18 protein-coding genes are annotated in these 18,671 nt (G+C 69.3%); 14 read left to right on the forward strand and 4 right to left on the reverse strand.

Features of this window, described 5'->3' with window-relative positions; translation table 11 throughout:
• Positions 1–62: 62 nt before the first annotated feature.
• The 7 genes from AB2L57_RS03860 (at position 63) to AB2L57_RS03890 (ending at position 8,844) form a co-directional block, all read left to right on the forward strand.
• Positions 63–584 carry a DUF1877 family protein gene (locus AB2L57_RS03860; protein ID WP_409048110.1) on the forward strand — a complete coding sequence of 174 codons (522 nt, stop codon included), beginning with the start codon at positions 63–65 and terminating at the stop codon, positions 582–584.
• Between the two features lie 62 nt (positions 585–646).
• Positions 647–2,098, forward strand: a complete 1,452-nt coding sequence (locus AB2L57_RS03865; protein ID WP_409048111.1) for a DUF3375 domain-containing protein — start codon at positions 647–649, stop codon at positions 2,096–2,098.
• Positions 2,095–2,754 (forward strand): DUF4194 domain-containing protein, encoded by a 660-nt coding sequence (locus AB2L57_RS03870; RefSeq protein ID WP_409048112.1) that lies wholly within the window; start codon positions 2,095–2,097, stop codon positions 2,752–2,754. The genes AB2L57_RS03865 and AB2L57_RS03870 overlap by 4 nt, the downstream gene beginning before the upstream one ends.
• Positions 2,751–6,104: an ATP-binding protein gene (locus AB2L57_RS03875; RefSeq protein WP_409048113.1), complete on the forward strand. Its 3,354-nt coding sequence runs from the start codon at positions 2,751–2,753 to the stop codon at positions 6,102–6,104. Before AB2L57_RS03870 ends, AB2L57_RS03875 begins: the two co-directional genes overlap by 4 nt.
• Complete coding sequence (locus tag AB2L57_RS03880) at positions 6,101–7,303, forward strand: DUF3322 domain-containing protein (RefSeq protein WP_292811319.1); 1,203 nt, start codon at positions 6,101–6,103, stop codon at positions 7,301–7,303. The genes AB2L57_RS03875 and AB2L57_RS03880 overlap by 4 nt, the downstream gene beginning before the upstream one ends.
• A 52-nt stretch (positions 7,304–7,355) precedes the next feature.
• Positions 7,356–8,039 carry a hypothetical protein gene (locus tag AB2L57_RS03885; protein ID WP_292811317.1) on the forward strand — a complete coding sequence of 228 codons (684 nt, stop codon included), beginning with the start codon at positions 7,356–7,358 and terminating at the stop codon, positions 8,037–8,039.
• 439 nt (positions 8,040–8,478) lie between these two features.
• Positions 8,479–8,844, forward strand: a complete 366-nt coding sequence (locus tag AB2L57_RS03890) for a hypothetical protein (RefSeq protein WP_409048114.1) — start codon at positions 8,479–8,481, stop codon at positions 8,842–8,844.
• A 22-nt stretch (positions 8,845–8,866) separates the two neighbouring features.
• Here AB2L57_RS03890 and AB2L57_RS03895 read toward each other — a convergent pair whose 3' ends face one another.
• Entirely contained in the window at positions 8,867–9,700 is an 834-nt protein-coding gene (locus AB2L57_RS03895; RefSeq protein WP_409048673.1) for a formylglycine-generating enzyme family protein, read from the reverse strand.
• Positions 9,701–9,920: 220 nt separating this feature from the next.
• Between AB2L57_RS03895 and AB2L57_RS03900 the strand changes: the two genes are divergently transcribed.
• The 3 genes from AB2L57_RS03900 to AB2L57_RS03910 are packed head-to-tail and all read left to right on the forward strand — an operon-like array spanning position 9,921 to position 10,862.
• Positions 9,921–10,277: a YidH family protein gene (locus AB2L57_RS03900; protein ID WP_292811313.1), complete on the forward strand. Its 357-nt coding sequence runs from the start codon at positions 9,921–9,923 to the stop codon at positions 10,275–10,277.
• 13 nt (positions 10,278–10,290) lie between these two features.
• Positions 10,291–10,647: a DUF202 domain-containing protein gene (locus AB2L57_RS03905; RefSeq protein WP_292811311.1), complete on the forward strand. Its 357-nt coding sequence runs from the start codon at positions 10,291–10,293 to the stop codon at positions 10,645–10,647.
• Positions 10,644–10,862 (forward strand): hypothetical protein, encoded by a 219-nt coding sequence (locus tag AB2L57_RS03910; RefSeq protein ID WP_292811309.1) that lies wholly within the window; start codon positions 10,644–10,646, stop codon positions 10,860–10,862. The genes AB2L57_RS03905 and AB2L57_RS03910 overlap by 4 nt, the downstream gene beginning before the upstream one ends.
• Positions 10,863–10,886: 24 nt before the next feature.
• On the opposite strand, the gene AB2L57_RS03915 is transcribed toward AB2L57_RS03910, so the two are convergent.
• Positions 10,887–12,125, reverse strand: coding sequence for a polysaccharide pyruvyl transferase family protein (locus AB2L57_RS03915; RefSeq protein WP_409048115.1), 1,239 nt, complete (start codon positions 12,123–12,125; stop codon positions 10,887–10,889).
• A 133-nt stretch (positions 12,126–12,258) separates the two neighbouring features.
• Here AB2L57_RS03915 and AB2L57_RS03920 point away from each other — a divergent pair, with 133 nt between their 5' ends.
• Both AB2L57_RS03920 and AB2L57_RS03925 read left to right on the forward strand, forming a co-directional pair.
• The gene (locus tag AB2L57_RS03920; RefSeq protein ID WP_409048116.1) at positions 12,259–14,415 is read left to right on the forward strand and encodes a glycosyltransferase; all 2,157 of its coding nucleotides are present in this window, start codon (positions 12,259–12,261) and stop codon (positions 14,413–14,415) included.
• A gap of 13 nt (positions 14,416–14,428) precedes the next feature.
• On the forward strand, positions 14,429–15,751 hold the full coding sequence (locus AB2L57_RS03925; protein WP_409048117.1) for a nucleotide disphospho-sugar-binding domain-containing protein: 1,323 nt from the start codon (positions 14,429–14,431) through the stop codon (positions 15,749–15,751).
• Here AB2L57_RS03925 and AB2L57_RS03930 read toward each other — a convergent pair.
• Complete coding sequence (locus tag AB2L57_RS03930) at positions 15,694–16,359, reverse strand: hypothetical protein (protein ID WP_409048118.1); 666 nt, start codon at positions 16,357–16,359, stop codon at positions 15,694–15,696. The two genes, AB2L57_RS03925 and AB2L57_RS03930, sit on opposite strands and share 58 nt — an antisense overlap.
• 32 nt (positions 16,360–16,391) lie before the next feature.
• On the opposite strand from AB2L57_RS03930, the gene AB2L57_RS03935 reads away from it, so the two are divergent.
• Together AB2L57_RS03935 and AB2L57_RS03940 are read left to right on the forward strand one after the other, a co-directional pair.
• Positions 16,392–16,787: a TIGR03618 family F420-dependent PPOX class oxidoreductase gene (locus AB2L57_RS03935; RefSeq protein WP_409048119.1), complete on the forward strand. Its 396-nt coding sequence runs from the start codon at positions 16,392–16,394 to the stop codon at positions 16,785–16,787.
• A gap of 126 nt (positions 16,788–16,913) precedes the next feature.
• Entirely contained in the window at positions 16,914–17,396 is a 483-nt protein-coding gene (locus AB2L57_RS03940) for a MarR family winged helix-turn-helix transcriptional regulator (protein ID WP_292811296.1), read from the forward strand.
• Here the strand turns inward: AB2L57_RS03940 and lhgO are convergent.
• Positions 17,389–18,600 carry an L-2-hydroxyglutarate oxidase gene (lhgO, locus tag AB2L57_RS03945; RefSeq protein ID WP_292811294.1) on the reverse strand — a complete coding sequence of 404 codons (1,212 nt, stop codon included), beginning with the start codon at positions 18,598–18,600 and terminating at the stop codon, positions 17,389–17,391. The genes AB2L57_RS03940 and lhgO overlap by 8 nt on opposite strands.
• Between the last annotated feature and the right edge of the window lie 71 nt (positions 18,601–18,671).

Genomic DNA, 18,671 nt, shown 5'->3' on the forward strand with positions numbered 1-18,671 from the left:
CGTTGTCCCCATCCGCCCGATGCTGGGCGATCGGCCCTCTCTGCGAACGGGATCATCGGCGCATGGGAATCAGATACTACGCATACGCGTTCGACGCCGACCTCGCGCAGCAGGCGGTCGACGACCCGCACAGCGTCCTCTCCAGCGACCCGCTCGCTGACGCGTGGGGTATGGAACCGCATGCGAGCGTCAGCGTCGCGACGTTCGAGCAGACCTCGCCCAAGCACGAGATGCTCTACCTCGACAAGGCCTGGTCGGCTCTGCAGTCGCTCACGCAACCGCACTCGGGTGGGCCCGAAGTCGGTTCCTCGTATCGCATGTTCGAAGGCAACGTGACGATGCACGAGATGGGCTGGGACCCGTGGGTGAGGACGATCCTGCCGGAAGAGGTGCCGGCGATCCGCGACCACCTCTGCGCGGTCGACGAGTCCCGGGTGCGGACGTGGGCGCAGACCTGGCGCAGCCGGCACGGAGCCGACGATGAGGATGAACTCCGGTACGTCCTCAGTTTTCTACGACGGGCGCAGGAGTTCGTCGAATCGCTCGCGGCGGACGGCCGTGGAATGGTCTACCTCATCGGGTGACTCCGTTCGAGCGAACCCTCTCCGGATCAGCTGATGTCGGTGCCGTCCTTCAGAATGGACCCGTGCCCGCCGTCGCCCGCGTCCTCGAGCTCGCCCAGCTTGTTGAACGCGATGCTGCGTGGAAGCTTCTCCGTGCGGACAGTGCGCCGGTGATCGCCGGTCTCCTCGGCGTCCATCTTGGTGGAGACGAGCGCCGGGTCGACGCCGAGGAACTGTATGAACGGATCGATGCCGATCTCGAGCGGCTCCGCGCGCAAGGGGTGTCCTTGCCGCTGAATGCGAAGGGCTATTGCGGGGAGTGGCGCTACGCGGGGTTTCTGGTGCGTCGGCCGTCCTCGGAAGCCCGCGGTGAGACGCTCGAGCTGTCCCCTGACGCGATCGCCGGAATCCGCTTTCTGCAGGGCCGCGCTGCCCCGCGATCGAGCGCTACCGAGTCGCGTCTCGCGAGTCTCGCAGCTCAAGTACATCGCCTCGCGATCGACACCGATCCCGACGTGTCAGCGCGCATTGCGCTGCTCGAGGAAGAGATCGAGGGGATTGAGCGGCGGATCGAAAACCTGCGCTCGGGTGACGAAGCCACGATTGACGAGGACCGGGCGCTCGAACGCGTCCGAGACGTGCTGGGGCAAGCAGCGGACGTACCCGACGATTTTGCACGGGTCCGCGCCGAGTTCGAGGCGCTCAACACTTCGCTGAGGACGAAGATCGTCGAGTCCGACGTGTCTCAGGCTTCGGTCGTCGATGAGGTGTTCCGTGGAATCGACCACATCTCCGACTCGGATGCCGGGCGCAGCTTCGCTGCTTTCGCACAGCTCGTGCTGGACCCCGCGCTTGGTGCCGCGTTCGAGGCCGATATCCGTCGCATTCTCGACCGCGGATTCGCTCGCAACCTCACGTCGGACGAGCGCCGGGCGCTGCGCTCGTTCCTTTCGACGCTCAAGGGTCGAAGCGCTGAAATTCATGACGTCATCACGTTGTTCGCCCGGGCACTGCGCCGCTACGTGCAGTCGCAGGACTACCAGCGAGACCGGGTGCTACGGACTCTACTGCGCGAGGCTCAGCACGCGGGGGTCGAAGCCGCCGCGCACACGCGTCCGTGGCACCCGACGTCGCTTTCTCTAGATCTGTCGGCCGTGACACTATCGAGCGTCGGTGCCATCGACCTTCACGATCCGGCCGAGTTCGCCGCTACGGAGGAGGTCGTCACGCAGACGATGTCCCTCGCGAGCCTCAAGGAGTTGCGGGCGATCGCTCGGGAGACCGAGATCGACTTCGACGAACTGACCCGCAACGTGAACGATCTGCTTGCCGAGGCTCCGTCGTGCACCGTCGCGGACGTCCTCGCTCGCTACCCCGCGACGCAGGGGGTCGGCAGCGTGATCGGGCTGCTCTCGATCGCAGCCGAGCAGGGCACCGTCGACGATGAGCCGGAGGTGCTCTCGTGGCAGGGCGCCGACGGAGTTGCGCGCGCGGCGATCATCGCCGCGCACCGATTCACAGGAGCGGTGACATGATCGAATCGACGACAGCGGATGCCGCAACCGACGAACACGCCGGCCTCTGGCGCGGCGACTCGGGTGAACTTCCGGATCGCACCAGACGTGTGCTGCTGCGTCTGGTGCGCGGCCCGTATCTCTCCGGCGCACGGGAGGCGCAACTGTGGGCAGTGCTCCTCACCGACGAGGGTCTGATCCGCTCCCGTCTCGCTGACCTCTTCCTCGAACTGGTGATCGATCGTGACAACGAGTTCGCGTTCGTCCGCAACGCACCGTCCGACGATGCACCGAAGGCGGTGAGGTCGGAGGCGCTGACATTTCTGGATACCGCGATGCTGCTTGTCTTGCGGCAGACACTGCTGAGCGAGGAGGGCCGGGGGCGCGTGATCGTCGGGCAGGCGGAAGTGTTCGAGCAGCTTGCTGTGTTCCGCACCGCTGATCGGGACGAGAAGGACTTCGCCAGTCGAGTCAACTCGTCGTGGAACAAGATGCAAAACAAACTCCGCGTGCTGCACGCGGTCGGCGACGATCGCGCGGAGATCTCGCCCGTGCTCCGCCTTCTCGTCGATGCTGACCAGATCCGCGCGATCACCGCGGAGTACCAGCGAATCGCCCGCGAGGGCGAAGGAGAACGTGCCGAGCTACCTATGGACACCGAGGGTCAGGCCGAATGACAATGCTGACTTTCCCTTCCGATGAGCCTGAGATCGATCAGACCAGGCCCGGCCAGTGGCGGCTTGCCCAGATCGAACTGGTCAACTGGGGCACGTTCGCAGGACACATCGCGATCGACGTCGCACGCGCCGGGCACCTCTTCACCGGGGCGTCCGGATCGGGCAAGTCGTCGCTGCTCGATGCGATCGCCGCAGTCCTCACCCCCGATCGGTGGCTTCGACTCAACGCGGCAGCCCAGGATGGCACTTCCCGGCAGAGCGATCGGACGCTGATGAGCTATGTGCGTGGGGCATGGAGCAAAGAAGCGGACGAGAACGCCGATCGGGCCACGACGACATATCTTCGGTCGAAGGCGACCTGGGGCGGCATCCTGCTGCGCTATGAGAACCTCCGCGACGAACCGGTCGTCCTGTTGCGTGTGTTCCACGCGCCTGGATCGCGCACCGACCCGTCGGCATTGAAGGACGCGCGAATCTTCGTGCGCGGTCAAGTGGAGCTTCTCGACGTGAAGCCGCACGTCGAAGGCGGCATCGATGCACGCCGCATGTCGAAGGCCTTCCCCGATGCGCTCATCACGACCGGAGGGCGGCACGGTCGCTTCCATGAGCGCGTCGTCCGACACTTCGGCTTCCGCGGGGAGGCGACGCTCCAGCTTCTTCACAAGACGCAGTCCGCTAAGAACCTCGGAACCCTCGACGCACTGTTTCGAGGGTTCATGCTCGATCAGCCGCTGACATTCTCACGCGCCGAGACCGCAGTCGAACAGTTCACGGAGCTGGATGCCGCGCACAAGCACGTGGTCGACTTGCGCAAACAGGTCGACGCGCTTCGCAAGGTCGACGAGGCGATCACGGCGTTCGACCTGGCGGGCGTCGAGATGGCGGGGATCTCGGGGCTGCACGATGCGGTCGAGCCCTTCACCGCGACGCTCAAACTTCGGCTGGCGCGAGAGGCGGCCGGCCCCGCACGGGCCGCACTGGCGCGCGCAGAAGGCGAGCTGAGCGATGCCGCGCGAGAGCAGCGATTGGCGGGCGAAGCGTTGGAGAACGCGAAGGCGCGGGTGCGGGACGAGGGCGGTGCGCGCGTGGAGCTGTTGCAGGAGCGGATCGAGAGTGCGCAGCGCGACGAGGACGTCGCCAGGAAGTACCGGGCACAGCTCGCCGCCGAGCTGGCGCGCATCGGAGCGCCGATGCCCGAGGACTCGGCTCAGTTCGCGGAGCTCCTCGCGGCGGCTGTCGGGGAGGCTGCTCACGACATCCCCGCGGTGCCATTTGACGTGCGCGACGCCGCGAGTCGGTCGCGCAAGGCGCTGGACGATGTGACGAAGCAGATTCAGTCGCTGAGGGATCACCGGAGCAACCTCGACGAGAAGCTTCTGCGAGTTCGGCGATTCGTCGCGGACGCCATCGGCGTGCCTGTCTCGGCACTGCCGTTCGCCGGCGAACTCATCTCGGTCGTCGAGCAGCACTCCGCTTGGCGCGGCGCAGCTGAGCGAGTGCTTGCCCCGTTCGCAACGACCCTCCTCGTACGCGACGAGCACCTTGCGCCGGCCCGGCGTGCCGCCGAGTCGCGGTCACTTGGCGTTCGGCTCGTCATCGAGGCGGTTCCGCACTCAGTCGAGGAGCCGCGTCGCCCGAAGGATTCCCGGTCCTTGGTGCATCGTCTCGTGGTGAGCGACGGGCCCTTCGCGGCGTATGTTCGCAAGCGCATCGCCACCGAGTTCGACTATGCCTGCGTCTCGCACCCCGACGAGCTGGACGACGTCGAACGTGGGGTCACGATCGGTGGTCTCGTCAAGCGCAACTCGCGCAGGTACGAGAAAGACGACCGCCACGACGTCGAAGACGCGACTCGATGGGTGCTGGGCGGTGATACAGAAGCCCGGCTCGAGGCGTTGCTGGAGCGTCGTCGCCAAGCCATGGCGGCGATGGATGAGGCGGCCGCACGGGATGCCGAGGCAGACGCAGCCCATCAGGATGCGGTGACGCGGCGCGACGTCTTCGCACGCGTTTCGCAGTTCACCTGGGACCGAGTGGATGTCGCGTCCGCGGCCGCGGTCAAGGCGGCTCGGCTTGACGAGCTCCGGGAGCTCACCAATGAGTCGGGATCCCTCCGTGACGCCCAGGACGTCGCTGAACGTGCAACGCAGCGGCTGATGGACACCAATCAGCACCATTTGCGCGCTCTGGAGGGCCGTGCGGTGGCTCGCAGCTACGTCGACGGAATCGCTGCGCAGATCGCGGAACTCGATGCCGCCCCACACGATCCGGTGGATGAGCGGGTTGCCGATTCTCTCGAAGGTCGGTTCCGTGCCGAGCGGCGCTCCATCAGCTTGGAGACGGTGGACGAGGTCGCACGAAGAGTGCAGTCGGCGCTCTCGAAGGATAAGGATGCTGCCGCCAGCCGTGCTGCGGACGCTGAAGCCCGTTTCGCCGGGCATGCGGCGGAATTCCGGCTCGGATGGCCTGCGGCAGCCGCTGAGCTGACTGCCGAGATCGGCGACCGCTACGGGTACCGGGAACTTCGGGAGGGGATTCTTGCCCGCGGCCTGCCCGAGAAGGAGACCGAGTTCCGCAAGCTGTTGCGGGAGCGATCGCAGGATGTCGTCGCCCACTTGCTCAGTGACCTCCGCGACGCCCCTGGGCTCATCCGAGAACGCGTCCTCCCCGTCAACGCCTCACTGGGAAGATCCCCGTTCGAGGGAGTGGATCGTTTCCTCGAGATCGATGTGAAGACGACACGGACCCCCGAGGTCGACGAGTTCCTCTCCGACCTGCGTCGCATCGTCGAAGGTAACTGGGCCGACGAGTCGGCTGCCGGCGCGGAGCAGCGCTTTGCCGTGCTGCAGCGCGTGATCGGACGGTTAGGCTCCAAGGATCGCGTCGATCTCGACTGGCGCAACCGTGTGCTCGACACAAGGCTTCATGTGAGCTTCCTCGCGCGCGAGAAGGACGTGACCGGCAGGGTCATGCGGGTGTACGACTCATCCGAGGGGTTGTCAGGCGGGCAGAGGCAGAAGCTCGTCATCTTCTGCCTCGCCGCCGCGCTGCGCTACCAGCTCACCGAGGAAGAGGACGAGGTCCCGCGGTTCGGTTCGATCGTGCTTGACGAGGCGTTCGACAAAGCTGACAGCCGATACACGCGCAACGCCATGGAGGTCTTCCGAGAGTTCGGGTTCCACATGATCCTCGCGACACCTCAGAAGCTGCTCCAGACCCTCGAGCCCTACGTCGGAGCGATCACGTCGGTCTCGAACCCCGACCGCCGCGCGTCAGGGCTGGCAAACGTGGTCTTCTCCGTCGATCAGCCAGAGGTCACCGCAACGCCACGCGCGGAGTCTCGCGCGTGACCACACTCGTCACCCCAGCCGATCTGCGCGCGCGAGCGAAGAAGCTCTTCGACCGCGACGCGCGCACGTGGGCGGCCGAGCAACAGACCGCTATCGTGCTCGACGTCCCACTGCGTCCGCCAACGGAGCGGGAGGCGCTCAGCGACCTCAATCTCGTTCGAGAGTGGGTCGACGCCTGGCGCGGCGTCGGCGAAGGCTCGGGAATCGAACTCGAGTGGGTCGTCCGAAGTTGGTCGCGCATCGGAACGCAGGAGGTGCCGGTTCGCGCGGTCCTACACGGTCCGGACGTGATCGCTCAAGTTGCGGGCGAGGCGGATCGGTGGAGACTTCTGGTGGCGCGACTCGACAAGTTGAGAGGGATGACCGGTCCCGACGCCGGCGACGTGCTCCGCACCCATGCCCGCGCGGTCGCCGACCTCGATGGTGTCGATTTCGACAGGCTCGTCGATGTGCTGACTTGGGTGCGCAAGAACCCGGCATCTGGTCTCCTGATCCGAGAACTGCCGATCCGCGGCATCCACACCAAATGGATCGAAGCCCGCAGGGGACTTGTGGAGGCACTGCATCGAGCGGGAACCGGCGCATCCGGTCTGGGCCTTCGCGAGCCGTCACCGCTGGTGCGGATCCGCGTGCTTGACCCATCGCTCTCGTTCCGAGGGCTCAGCGACATGTCGGCGCCCGTCGACGACCTTGCAGGGATCCCGTTGCAGCCTCAGCGAGTCTTCGTCTTCGAGAACCTCGCCACAGTGCTCGCAATGCCGAATGTGCCCGGCGCGATCGCCGTGCACGGCGGAGGCCATCGCGTCGATCTCGTCGCTCGCCTCCCCTGGGCGCGGACAGTCACCTACTGGGGCGACCTCGACTCCCATGGATTCGCCATTCTCAACAGACTCCGGGCTAGGGGAGTCGAAGCAACCTCAGCGTTGATGGAGTCTGTGACACTGTTCGATCATCGAGACCTTTGGGGAATCGATCCCGAACCGAACGTCGGCGTGTGCGAGTTCCTTACGTCAGGTGAACGCGCGACGCTGCAGACGCTGAGCGCAGAGGGGAACATCCGCCTCGAGCAGGAACGCATCCCCTGGAGCTATGCGCTCGCGAGGCTGGGGTGTGCTGAGTCGTGCTCTGATCCCGAGGTCGAAATCGTCGATCTCGACGCAAAGAATAAGGGGCCTCGGCTTGCGCCGGGCCCCTTATGAGTAAGCACCGATCCGCAGAGCGTCCGGTGTTTGTACGTCTAGTCTAGCGTGTGTGTCGCCGCTCGAGCCTGTGAGTTCCCGATTCATCGGGGGTCCACGGTTGCGGCGGCTTCTCGTCGACACCGGCGGTGATCTTGCACGAGCGCACGAGCTGTTCGAATGGAACGTGCACGCTGCGGGCGCGGCGATGGAGGCGATTCACGTCTTCGAGCTCATCCTGCGCAATGCCATCGATCGTGAGCTTCGCATCTGGAACGACGCGATGGCCGGCACGCCTGACTGGGCGCTGAGACCCCACCCGTACCTTCTGCGCGCGCTCAACCAGACGGAACTGGCGAACGCGGTCACCCGGGCGCGACGGATCGCCGCTGAGCACGGGCGTCCGCTCTGTCATGATGACGTCCTCGCACAGATGTCGCTCGGGACATGGCGGTACATTCTTCCGTCGAAAGCGAACAAGTCGAAGCAGAAGCTGTGGGCTGTGGCCATCAGGAACGCGTTCCCCGCGTGGCCGGGTACCTGGTCAGCAGACAGCGTCGTGAGCCGAGTGGCGAACGTGCATGGACTCCGAAACCGTGTCGCCCATCTCGAGCCATTGCATCGGTACGACCTCCGCAGAGTGAGGCGGGACATGCGCAGCGTGTGTCACGCGATCGGTCCCGACGCTGCCCGCTTCTTCGTGCAGACTGAGCGACTGCTTGCCATCATCGAGTCGAACCCGGCAGGCCAGGACTGATCCATGCCAGCCGCCACGTTTCTGCCACGAATCAAGCCCAACCCACCTGATCGAGAAGACCTATCGCGAGGTCAGAAACCGCGGGATCACGCGGTTTCGGTTCGACTCGGTTGCCATCGGCGCGATTTCAAATCCCTCCGTCTCCGCCAAGCTAGGCCCCCGAGATTCCTGTGATTCCGGGGGCTTTCGCGTGGTTCCCGCGGATCGCCCCCCGCAGATCCCCCATACGCTCACGCGAACGAGCCTCATCGAGACGCGTTGCGAGGGCATCGAGGTGAGCCAACCCCGCTGCTCGCGGTGTCGGTGTGCTCGACTCTCTCCTCAGAGTTGGTGGCCAGGTCGGGTGAGGACGTCGGTCACTCTGCGGGTCTGCGTGTACGTGGTGTGCGGGTAGAGCGCGACGGCGGGGAGATCTTTGAAGCGATGGGGGAGCGATTCGGTGACGACGGCGACGGGGAACTATGCCCTCGAACGGCTCGAAGTGTCCTCAGCCCGGTGCGCGTACGGGCCGCAGAAGTCTGAGAGTATCGATCCCATGTCAGACGTTGCCGCACGCCGCTCGAACTCGACTGCCTGGTTTGCATTCTGGGTCGCCTTGGCGGGCCTGATCCTCATGCCCATTCCGCTGTTCATCGGGCTGATTCTAGGCGGCGGTCTGTCGATCATCGCGGCGATCCTGGCCGTCATCGCCCTGCTCAAGGGGCTCGCGCGCAGCGGCAAGGGCATCGCGCCCGTCGTCTTCGCCGGCATCTTCATCGCTCTGACGTGGGGCGGGATCTCCATCGGCGGCGGCGTCATCTGGTGACCACGCCGGGGGCGTGCGCTCGTCACACGCCGACGGTGCGGAATCCGGCGTTGCCCATCGAGGAGTCGGGCGTGTTCTGCGAGCGCGCCGAGTTGCGGTAGCGGTTGCAGTACGAGATGTGGCAGAGGTAGCTGCCGCCGCGCAGGATGCGGGATTCGCCGTGCGCGGGGCCCCGCGGATCGGTACCGGGCGAGGATGCGTAGTAGTTCGGGTCGAACCAGTCGGCGCACCATTCCCACACGTTGCCCACGCTCTGCCACAGCCCGTAGCCGTTGGGGGCGAACGAGCGCACCGGCGCGGTGGTGAGGAAGCCGTCCTCGAGCGTGTTCGTGCGGGGGAACTCGCCCTGCCAGATGTTCGCGCGCCATGTGCCCCCGGCATCCGGTTCGTCGTCTCCCCACGGATAGGTCGCCGAGGTGATTCCGCCGCGCGCCGCGTACTCCCACTCGGCCTCGGTGGGCAGGCGCCGGCCGGCCCACGCGCAGTAGGCGAGGGCATCGGTGTGCGAGACGTGCACGACGGGGTGATCGCCCAGGCCCTCGATCGAGGACTTCCGCCCACCCGGGTGGGCCCAGTCGGCGCCGCGGACACCGAACCACCACGGCGTGCCGGGCGGCTGGCCGAGGATGTCGTCCTGCGGGGCGGCGAGGGCGAGGTGGAAGACCGCGGAGTATCCGAACGTCTCAGCCTCCGTGCGGTATCCGGTGTCGGCGACGAACCGCGCGAAGTCGTCGTTGGTGACGGTCGTGGCGTCGATCTCGAACGCCGCGAGCGTGACCTCGTGCAGCGGCACCTCGCCGTCGCCGGGGTTGCGGTGGCCCGACGAGTCGCCCATCACGAAGGTTCCGGCGGGCACCTGCGCCTGGGCGATCGTGTGGCGTCCCGCGCCGGGGATGGATGCCGGTGCCCGGCTCGTGCGCGTCGTGTCGATGTTCAGCAGGCCCGACCGTGACGGTGCCCCGCAGCCGCACGCTCCGGGCTCCGACCCGCAGGCGGGAGCGGCGATCGAGGGACCGGAGTGCGCTTCGGAGGACACGACTTCACCCTATGGTCCCGCTAGGGTCGGGGGTGAGCCCATGACGAACCGCTTCCCCAGATCGCTGTATTCGCGCGGATCCGAGCCGGATCCGCGGTTCAGTCTTGCCAACGAGCGCACCTTCCTGGCGTGGGTGCGCACATCGCTCGCGCTGCTCGCGGCGGGGGTGGCGCTGGAGGCGCTGCAGGTTCCGATCTCGCCCGGGTTCCGGCTCGCATCGGCGGTCGTCTTCGTGCTGCTGGGGGTGCTGGCCGCCGTCCAGGCGTGGGTCGGGTGGCTGCGCACCGAGCGTGCCCTCCGTGAGAACCAGGCGCTTCCCGCACCTAGCACGGGGCTCGTCATCATCGTCGGCGTCGTGCTCGGGGTCGTGCTGTTGACGCTCGGATTCTTCTGGTGAGGGGGCGGCGCAGGTGACCACGCCCTCGCGGATCCCGTTCGACCCCGGGCTGCAGCCCGAGCGGACCCTGCTGGCGTGGCGTCGCACCTGTCTTGCGCTCGCGGTGGCCAGCGCCGTGGTGGTGCGCTTCGCGGGCGAGGCGATCGGCGTCGTCGCGGCGGTGCTCGGTGTCGCCGGCGTGGCGGCCGCGGCCGCGGGATACATCCGCGCCTCGGCGCGCTACCGGCGGGCGCACGAGGGGTTGACCGGCACGGGCGAGCTGCCGATCGACGGCCTCGCGCTCGCGTTCGTGACGCTCACGCTGCTGCTGATCGGGGCCGGCGCGGCGATCTACGTCATCGGAATCGGCATCCAGCACCTGACATCATGAGCACATTCAGAGAGCGGGTGCGCGAGGCCGGAGGCTGGTACGCCTGGTTCAACTCCCGCCTGATCCGGGTCGCGGGTCCCGCCGCGGTCGGCCCCTACGAGAGTGAACCCGAGCCCTCGCGCACCGACCGTGCGTGTCCGCTGTGCGGGGCGCCGATGAGCGAGCACACGTTCGACCGGTCGGGGCCGAAGCCCCTCATGACCTGCCCGCGCTGATCCGGTCGCTCGACTCTCGCGAAGCTAGGGCGCGAGGGCTTCGGCGACGCGCTCCCACCAGTCGGCTGCGGCGGCGCGCGCGCCCGGCCGGAGTCGGGCGGCGGCGGCGCGCGTCTGCGCCGACGACGAGTGGATGCCGCGCAGGGCGTCGGCGGCAGCATCCATGCCCGCGCCTGCCGCGCCCGTGCCGGCGTCCGCGATCTCGTCGAGGTCTCGGACGCCATGCTGGCCCCAGCGGCCGAGGGCGCCGTCGAGTTTGACGCGCGTGTAGTCGTCGGCCGAGAGCGCGAGCACCGGGACCCCTGCGGGCGCGGCGAAGACGACGGGGTGGTAGCGGCTGGAGACGAGCAGCGAGGCGCCGCGGGCCAGGCGCGCGGCTGCGCGCGGATCACCCGTCGGCACGACATCGGACGGCGTGCGCATCTGCGCGCGCACCTCGTTGTGCAGGATCGCATCGCCGCGGCTCTCGCCCGACCGGAGCGAACCCCAATGCGCGTGGAATCGCGTCGATTGCCCCGTCTCATCGGCGTGCCGATCGAGCAGGTGCGCAAGGCCGCGGACGATCGCGCGGCGGTCGCGTCCGCCGAGGTGCGTCGAGAGGCTCACGAGCGTGTACCCCGCCGCGCCCGCGCCGCCCGCCGAATCACCCGACGGGTCGTCCCACCCGAGGAACGACGCGTCGTCGAGTGTGACCAGCGCCCGATCGCCCGGCACGCCGAGCTCGGCGGCCAGGCGGCCCGACGCCTCCTCGCGCAGCCCGACGACTCTCGCCGAACGCAGTGCCTCGCCGAGCACGACGCGGTCCGGCGGCGTGAGCTCGGGGCCGAGCGTCTGACCCGTGACGACGAGCGGAACCCCCGCCGCCGCGGCGATACGCGCGAGGGCCGCGCGTTCGAAGATGTGCAGCGGCCAGGTGGAGGCCATGTTGCCGCCACCCGCGATCACGACGCCGGTGGCCGAGGCGACAGCATCCCGCACCGCCCAGAACGGATCGTCGGCGCTCAGCCCGCCGCCGGCGTCGATGGCGCGCACGACCGCCGCGAACCGCTCCGCGCCGGCGGCCCGCGCGGGCGCGAACCCGATACGCGGCAGGGCGTCGATGCCGTACCGCACAGCGGATTCGCGCGGTGCCGCGCTGAGCCCCGTGATCGCGGTGGCGCCCCGAGCGCGCATCTCGTCGACCAGGGCCTCGAACATCGCCTCGTCGCCGATGTGCATCATCTGATCCGTGACGCCGATGTCGCCGATGGCGATGATGTGCATACAAGGACTCCCGGTGAGAAAACCCGATGTCAAGGCCGGGCCCTTCACCGTATAACGGCCATATGGTCGGACTATCATCATGCCGCGCGCCCGGGAGACCACCCCGTATCGCGCCCGGCGACAAGGAGCGAACGTGGGCATCCAGACCTCTCTCGACGCGGTGGCGCAGGCGCCCACCATCGTCGACGCCCTGCGCCTGGCCGACGACCTCGCCTTCGAGGCGGGCCGCGATCCCGGCATGCGCACCCTGCGGGTGCTCGATCGCGCGATGCACGGCGACGATCAGCTCGTCGTCATCGCCGCCGTCCACGCGCTCGCCGAGATCAACGACGGCGAGGCGGCCCGCTCGCTCGTGCGCCTGCTCGATGACCCCCGCACCTTCGTGCGCGAGCACACCGCGTGGGCGCTGGGCGCGGGGCTTCCGAGGCCCGAGGCGATCGGGCGGATGCTGTCGCTCGTCGCCGCGGGCGGCTTCACCGGCATGCTCGCCCAGCGCTCGCTCGAGCAGTGGTCGGCAGCCGTGCCCGAGCTGCTCGTGGTCGGCGTCGAGGGTGCGCTGCTGGGTGTGGCGGAGCCGGGCGCGCGCGGACGGCTCGTCGAAACCCTGGGACTCGTTCGCGCCGCGATCGCGACCGCGCCGCTGCTGCGCGTCGCCGTCGACGACGGCGAGCACGACGCCGCGCGCATCGCGGCGATCGCGGCGCTCGGCCAGCGCGCCCGCGCCCGGAGCCTTGTCACCGCCCTCGAGGGGCTGGTCGAGGAGGGTGGCGTCATCGGTGATGTCGCGGGTCTCGCCCTGCGCGACCTCGAGGTGCCCGCGCCCGCCGAGGCCGTGCGCACCGAGGGGCTCACGATCGCGCAGCTGTTCCTGCACGCCGACATCGACCCGCGCCTGAGCGCCGCCGGCGCGGGCGACAACGGCGGCATCGCGACGCTGCTCGTGCGTCTGGGCGACGCGCTCTCGGCCGACCCCTCGCCCACCGTGCGCCGCGTGATCACGCTCTCCCGCGGCGCGATCGTCACCGCGACCTCGGATCTGTCCGCTCTGCGCGACGCCGACGAGGGGCACGTGTACGGCCGGATCCCGCTGCTGCGCGACCCCGTGCCCTCGGCCGCGGCGTGGCCCCTGCGCGTGACTGTGCGCCGCGGCATCCGCCGGGTGCTCCGAGCCGCGGGCGGGGTCGACCTGCTGCACCTGCGCATGGCCGATGTCGGCAGCCTCGCCGCCGCGGACGTCGCGCGCGAGCTCGGCATCCCGGTGGTCTTCACCGTCGCCCCCGATCCGCACGGCGTGATCGAGTCGCTCGACCGGGCCGGCCGCATCACGCGTGCCGATTTCGGCGACATCGATCTTCTCGAGCACTTCTGGTTCCGCACGCGTCTCGTGCAGAGCCTGGCGGCCAATGCCGCGCACACGGTGTTCTTTCCGCGGCCCCGACTCGAGGACGACATCCGCCGCCTCGTCGGCATCGACATGGCGGCGCACGCCGAACGGCACTCGATCGTGCCCGAGGGTGTGGATCTCGTCACGATCGAGGCGGCGCTCGCCGATGCGACCGCCGCCGCCGGCGGCGCGCCCGCCGTGCCCGCGATCGCGGAACTGCAGGCGCGCGTGGCGGATCTTGCGCCGCATCGCCGGGGGCTGCCGCTCGTCGTCAGCGTCGGGCGGCTGCACCGGGTCAAGGGGATGGCGGCGCTGGTGGAGGCCTGGTCCCGCGCGGGCTGCGCCGAGCGGGCCAACCTACTCATCGTCGGCGGGGACCTCGAGCATCCCTCGCTCGACGAGCGCGAGCAGCTCGAGCGCATCGAGAAGCTCGTGCCCGCTCACCGTCGCGCCGAAGCGGGCCTGATCCTTCCCGGACACCGACCCAACGACATCACCGCGCGCTGGCTCGCCGCCGCGCGCACGGGCCTGCCGGGGTTCGTCGCCCCGCGCGGCGTCTACGCCTGCGCGAGCATCAAGGAGGAGTTCGGCATCGCGCTGCTCGAGGCGATGGCCGCGGGGCTCTACGTCGTCGCCCCCGACGGCGGCGGGCCGGCGACGTACGTCGAGCACGCGGTCACGGGCGAGCTGACCGAGACGTGGGATGTCGAAGCGCTCTCGGCGGCTCTGGATGCCGCCCTCGGCACCGCGGACGCCGAGACCGACGACGCGCGTGCCGAGCGGGCGCGGGCGATGGTGCGCGAGCGGTTCACGATCCAGCGGATGGCGACGGCACTGGACGGTGTCTACGGACGAGTCGCCCGCGACGAGGCCGAGCTGCGCGCGGTCGTGGAGACGACCTCGTGAAGGAGGCGAGACGGTGACTCTTCTGGTCATCAGCCCCGATTACGCATCGCACCTGCTGCCGCTGGTCACCCTCGCAACGGCGTGGCGCGAGCGCGGCGAGCGGGTCGTCGTCGCGACCGGCCCCTCGACGGATGCGATCGTCGCCTCGTTCGGGTTCGAGCGGGTGCACCTGCAGCTGGGCCGCGGATCCAACCCCGGCGTCATCCGTGCTGACGATCAGCCCGATGAGGAGGCGGACTCGCTGCGCGGATTCTTCGATGCGACCCGCGAGGGGATGGTGCCGACGCTGCTCTATCAGGCGAACGAGCGCCTGACCGACCTCATGTGGGACCCCGTGACGGCGGGCCGGGCGACGCTGCGGATCATCGACGACGTGCGACCCGACAGCATCCTGATCGACCACCTCGCCTTCAGCGCCCGCCTCGCGCTCGACGTCGCCGGGCACGATTACGCCGACGTCGTGCTCGGGCATCCGAGCGCGCTGCCGGTGGGAGATGAGCTGTACGGATACCCGCCCGCGTGGCCCGCCGCGTTCGCGCCGCGCCCCGATGAGCTCGCGGCGCTGCGCGCGGTCTGCGAACGGGTGTCGGCGAACTTCACGGCCGGATGGAACCGCACGGCGACGGCCCTCGACCCCCGGGCCGCCGGGTCGCCGTCGGCGTTCGCCGAGCATGGGCCGCGGGTGCTCTACAACTATCCGCGGGAGCTGGCCCCGGCATCCACCGCGGCGGGGGCCGATTTCCTCGGCTCGACCAGGCGCGAGGAGCCCGCCGATGCCGACGTCGACGGGTGGCTGGCCGCGGGCGAGCCGTTCGTCTACGTCAGCTTCGGCAGCTTCCTCTCGGTGCGCGGCGATGTGCTGCGCCGCGTCTGCGACGCGCTGCGCGGCCTCGGCGTGCGCGCCGCCGTCGCCACGGGATCGACCGCGCCGTCGGATATCGGACCCGTGCCCGCGGACTGGCTCGTGCGCGCGTATCTGCCGCAGGTGCGCCTGCTCGGCGCGGCCGCGGCGGCCGTGACGCACGGCGGCAACAACTCGGTCACCGAGGCGCTCGGGGCGGGTGTGCCGTTGCTCGTGCTGCCCTTCTCGACCGATCAGTTCGCCGGCGCCGCCGCGATCGAGCGCACCCGTGTGGGGGTCTCCCTCGCCCCCAACGACGCCACCGTTGCGCAGCTCACCGTCGCGCTCGACGCGCTGCTGACGCGCGAGGGTATCGATACGCGGATGCTGTCGGCCATCGCTGCCGATCAGCGCGATGTGCCCGGGCCCGAGCGCGCCTACCGCTCGCTGACGAGCGAGGCCATCGCGGCGGCATCCCCCGACGCCGCCTCGTAGCGTCGCATCAGCGCCGCGTTGGCGTCGAACAGGGTGCCGGCGCGGGTCTCGGCGACGTGGTGGAGGGCGTAGACGCGTCCCTCGTGCCGCTGCGGCGCAGCGCCGAGGATCGTGGTGTGGGCGAGGTTCCAGGCGGCGTCCTCGTAGCCCCAGCCGCGGAAGCGGGGATCCTGCCCGCCGTGGCGCTCCCACGTGCGGCGGGTCGTGACGTAGACGCCCGAGCAGGCCCCGCGCACGAGCTCGTGGTCGCACCGATCGGGCGCGACGCCGGCGGCGAACTGCGCCGATCCCGCGGCGCCCAGCCAGTGGTACGCGGTGTAGGGCAGGTGCACGAGTCCCGACGTGCGCGCGGCGGCGATGGCTTGGCGGAGCGGCTCGGGTTCGGGGAGGGTGTCGGCGTCGCCGAGCACGACCACGTCGTCGGGGTCGGCCTGAGCCGCGACCGCCAGATTGCGGCACAGCGCCAGGTTGAAGACGGGGTCGGGGGAGTCGAGGGTGAGCACCCGCAGTTCGGGCAGTTGGCGCGCGTACCAGGCGATCACGGACTCGAAGGCCGCGATGCGCGAGGACGCCGGGCGCCAGGGGAGGACGACGGTCGCGGCAGGCACCCGGTGATTCTAAGCGCGCTACGGTGGGCGACGTGCCCACTCTCCGTGCCCTGACCCCGGACGGCGAGAGCTTCGCCGCCGAACGCCATCTTGCGACGCTGTCGACGATCGCGCCGTCGGGTCTGATCCACGCCGTGGCGGTGGGCTTCACCCTGTCCGATGGCGTCGTGCGCATCATCACGAGCGACGGCAATCAGAAGGTGCGGAACATCGAACGCGATCCGCGGGCCACGGTGGCGCAGGTCGAGGGCGCGCGCTGGCTGAGCATCGCGGGGCACGCCGTGATCGAGCGGGAGCCGGATGCCGTCGCCCACGCCGTTGCGCTGTACACGATGAGGTATCGCGCTCCGCGTGTGAATCCGCGGCGCGTCGTGATCCGGCTCGAGCCCGCCCGGTTTCTCGCCTCCGCCGGTCTCCTCGTGCCTTGATCGCGAGACCCTCGGCGTCGAGTGCACGAGGTGTCGTCGAGCGCACGACAAATCTCGCGCGTGTAGGTCGTGCATTGGGCGACAGGTCGTGCACTCGGTGCCGCAATCGCGCGTTACGGTCGATTCATGGGTTCCGGCGCGCGTGACGACGAGGTCGATCTGATCATCGACGCGTGGTCGCAGCTGCTGCCCGAGGTCGACCTCACCCCCCTCGATGTCATGTCGCGCCTGCGTCGCGCCTCCCACCGTCTGACGCGCCTGCGTGCCGCGGCGTTCGGCTCGGCGGGGCTGGCCGTCTGGGAGTTCGACGTGCTCGCCGCCCTCCGCCGTGCGGGCACGGAGCTGAGTGCGGCGCAGCTGATCGAGGCGACGATGATCGGCAGCGCTGCCATGACGACCCGCCTGGGCAAGCTGTCGACCCGCGGCCTGGTCGAGCGCAGACCCAATCCGCTCGATGGTCGGGGTGTCCTCGTGCGCATCACCGCCGAGGGCGAGTCGAGGGTGGATGCGGCCATGACCGAACTGGCGCGTCTCGAGGCCCTCGCCCTGGAGGGCATCAGCCGCGAAGATCAGGCGACCCTCGCGCGAGTGCTGCGGCTGCTCAGCTGACCTTCGCCGGGTCGAGATAGTGCTCGATGACGTACTGGGCGATGGCGATCGAACTGGTCGCTGCCGGCGAGGGCGCGTTGCGCAGAAGGGTCACGGGGCCCACCTGATCGACGGCGAAGTCATCGAGCAGCTCGCCGCCTCGCCCCCAGGCCTGCGCGCGCACGCCCGCGGAGGTCTTCGCGGTGAGGTCGCTCATCCTCAGTTCGGGGATGAAGCGCCGCGCCTTGCGGTAGTAAAGCGGCTTGATCAGCGATCCGCTGATCTCATCGACTCCCATGCGCCAGTGCTGCTTGGCCAGCGGCCAGGCCCCGGGCCAGCGCAGCGACTCGATCGTGTCCTTCGGTGAGACACGCAGCCAGCCGTAGCCCTCGCGGGCGAGGGCGGGGACGGCGTTGGGGCCGATGTGGATGTCGTCGTAGACGCCGCGGGTGAAGTGCACTCCGAGGAACGGGAACCGCGGGTCGGGCACCGGGTAGATCATGCCGCGCACGAGGTCGCCGCGTTCGGGAGCGAGCTCCCAGTACTCCCCGCGGAAGGGCAGGATCTTCGGCGACGGATCGGCGCCGACGAGTCTGGCGACGACGTCGGACTGCAGGCCCGAGCACGCGATGACCCGGTCGAAGACGTGTTCCCCCGAGGGGGTGATCACCCGCACGGTGCCGTTCTCGAGATGGATGCCGGTGACCTCGCTGTGCAGGAGGATGTGTCCTCCGGCGGCGCGGACGTCCTGCGCCATGGCCTCGGTGATGGCCGCGTAGTCGACGGCGGCCGTGTGCGGAGAGTGGACGGCGGCGACGCCGGCGACATGCGGCTCGATCTCTCGGAGGCGTTCGACGTCGTCGATGCGCACGAGGTCGGGCACCTTGTTCTCGATCGAGCGGCGCTCGATCTCGGCGAGGGCGCCCAGCTCGCTCTCGTCGACGGCGACGACCAGCTTGCCGACCTCGCGGTAGGGCAGGCCCTTCTCCTCGCAGAATTCGCGGATGGAGACACGGCCCGCGGCGCAGAGGGTCGCCTTGAGCGATCCGGGCTTGTAGTAGAGGCCGGCGTGCACGACGCCGGAGTTGTGACCGGTCTGGTGCGCGGCGAGCCGCGCCTCCTTCTCGAGCACCGTCACCTCGCCGGCGCCCGCCTGCGCGAGTTCGCGCGCGAGTGCGATGCCGACGATTCCCCCGCCGATGATTCCGATTCGTTCCCCGGACATGCAGATCCCCCTCTGCGGCGTCCCCCTGACGCCCGAGCAAAACCGTAGCGCGTCCGGGGCCCGTTGCCGAA

The sequence above is a fragment of the Microbacterium sp. HA-8 genome (genome assembly GCF_046111165.1).
Taxonomy (GTDB): Bacteria; Actinomycetota; Actinomycetes; order Actinomycetales; family Microbacteriaceae; genus Microbacterium.

Excerpts from the sequence above, each read along its gene's own strand:
- AB2L57_RS03860 (WP_409048110.1), top strand. The coding sequence starts at position 63 with ATGGGAATCAGATACTACGCATACGCGTTCGACGCCGACCTCGCGCAG.
- AB2L57_RS03870 (WP_409048112.1), top strand. The coding sequence starts at position 2,095 with ATGATCGAATCGACGACAGCGGATGCCGCAACCGACGAACACGCCGGC.
- AB2L57_RS03875 (WP_409048113.1), top strand. The coding sequence starts at position 2,751 with ATGACAATGCTGACTTTCCCTTCCGATGAGCCTGAGATCGATCAGACC.
- AB2L57_RS03900 (WP_292811313.1), top strand. The coding sequence starts at position 9,921 with ATGACGAACCGCTTCCCCAGATCGCTGTATTCGCGCGGATCCGAGCCG.
- AB2L57_RS03910 (WP_292811309.1), top strand. The coding sequence starts at position 10,644 with ATGAGCACATTCAGAGAGCGGGTGCGCGAGGCCGGAGGCTGGTACGCC.
- AB2L57_RS03915 (WP_409048115.1), bottom strand. The coding sequence starts at position 12,125 with ATGCACATCATCGCCATCGGCGACATCGGCGTCACGGATCAGATGATG.
- AB2L57_RS03940 (WP_292811296.1), top strand. The coding sequence starts at position 16,914 with ATGGGTTCCGGCGCGCGTGACGACGAGGTCGATCTGATCATCGACGCG.
- lhgO (WP_292811294.1), bottom strand. The coding sequence starts at position 18,600 with ATGTCCGGGGAACGAATCGGAATCATCGGCGGGGGAATCGTCGGCATC.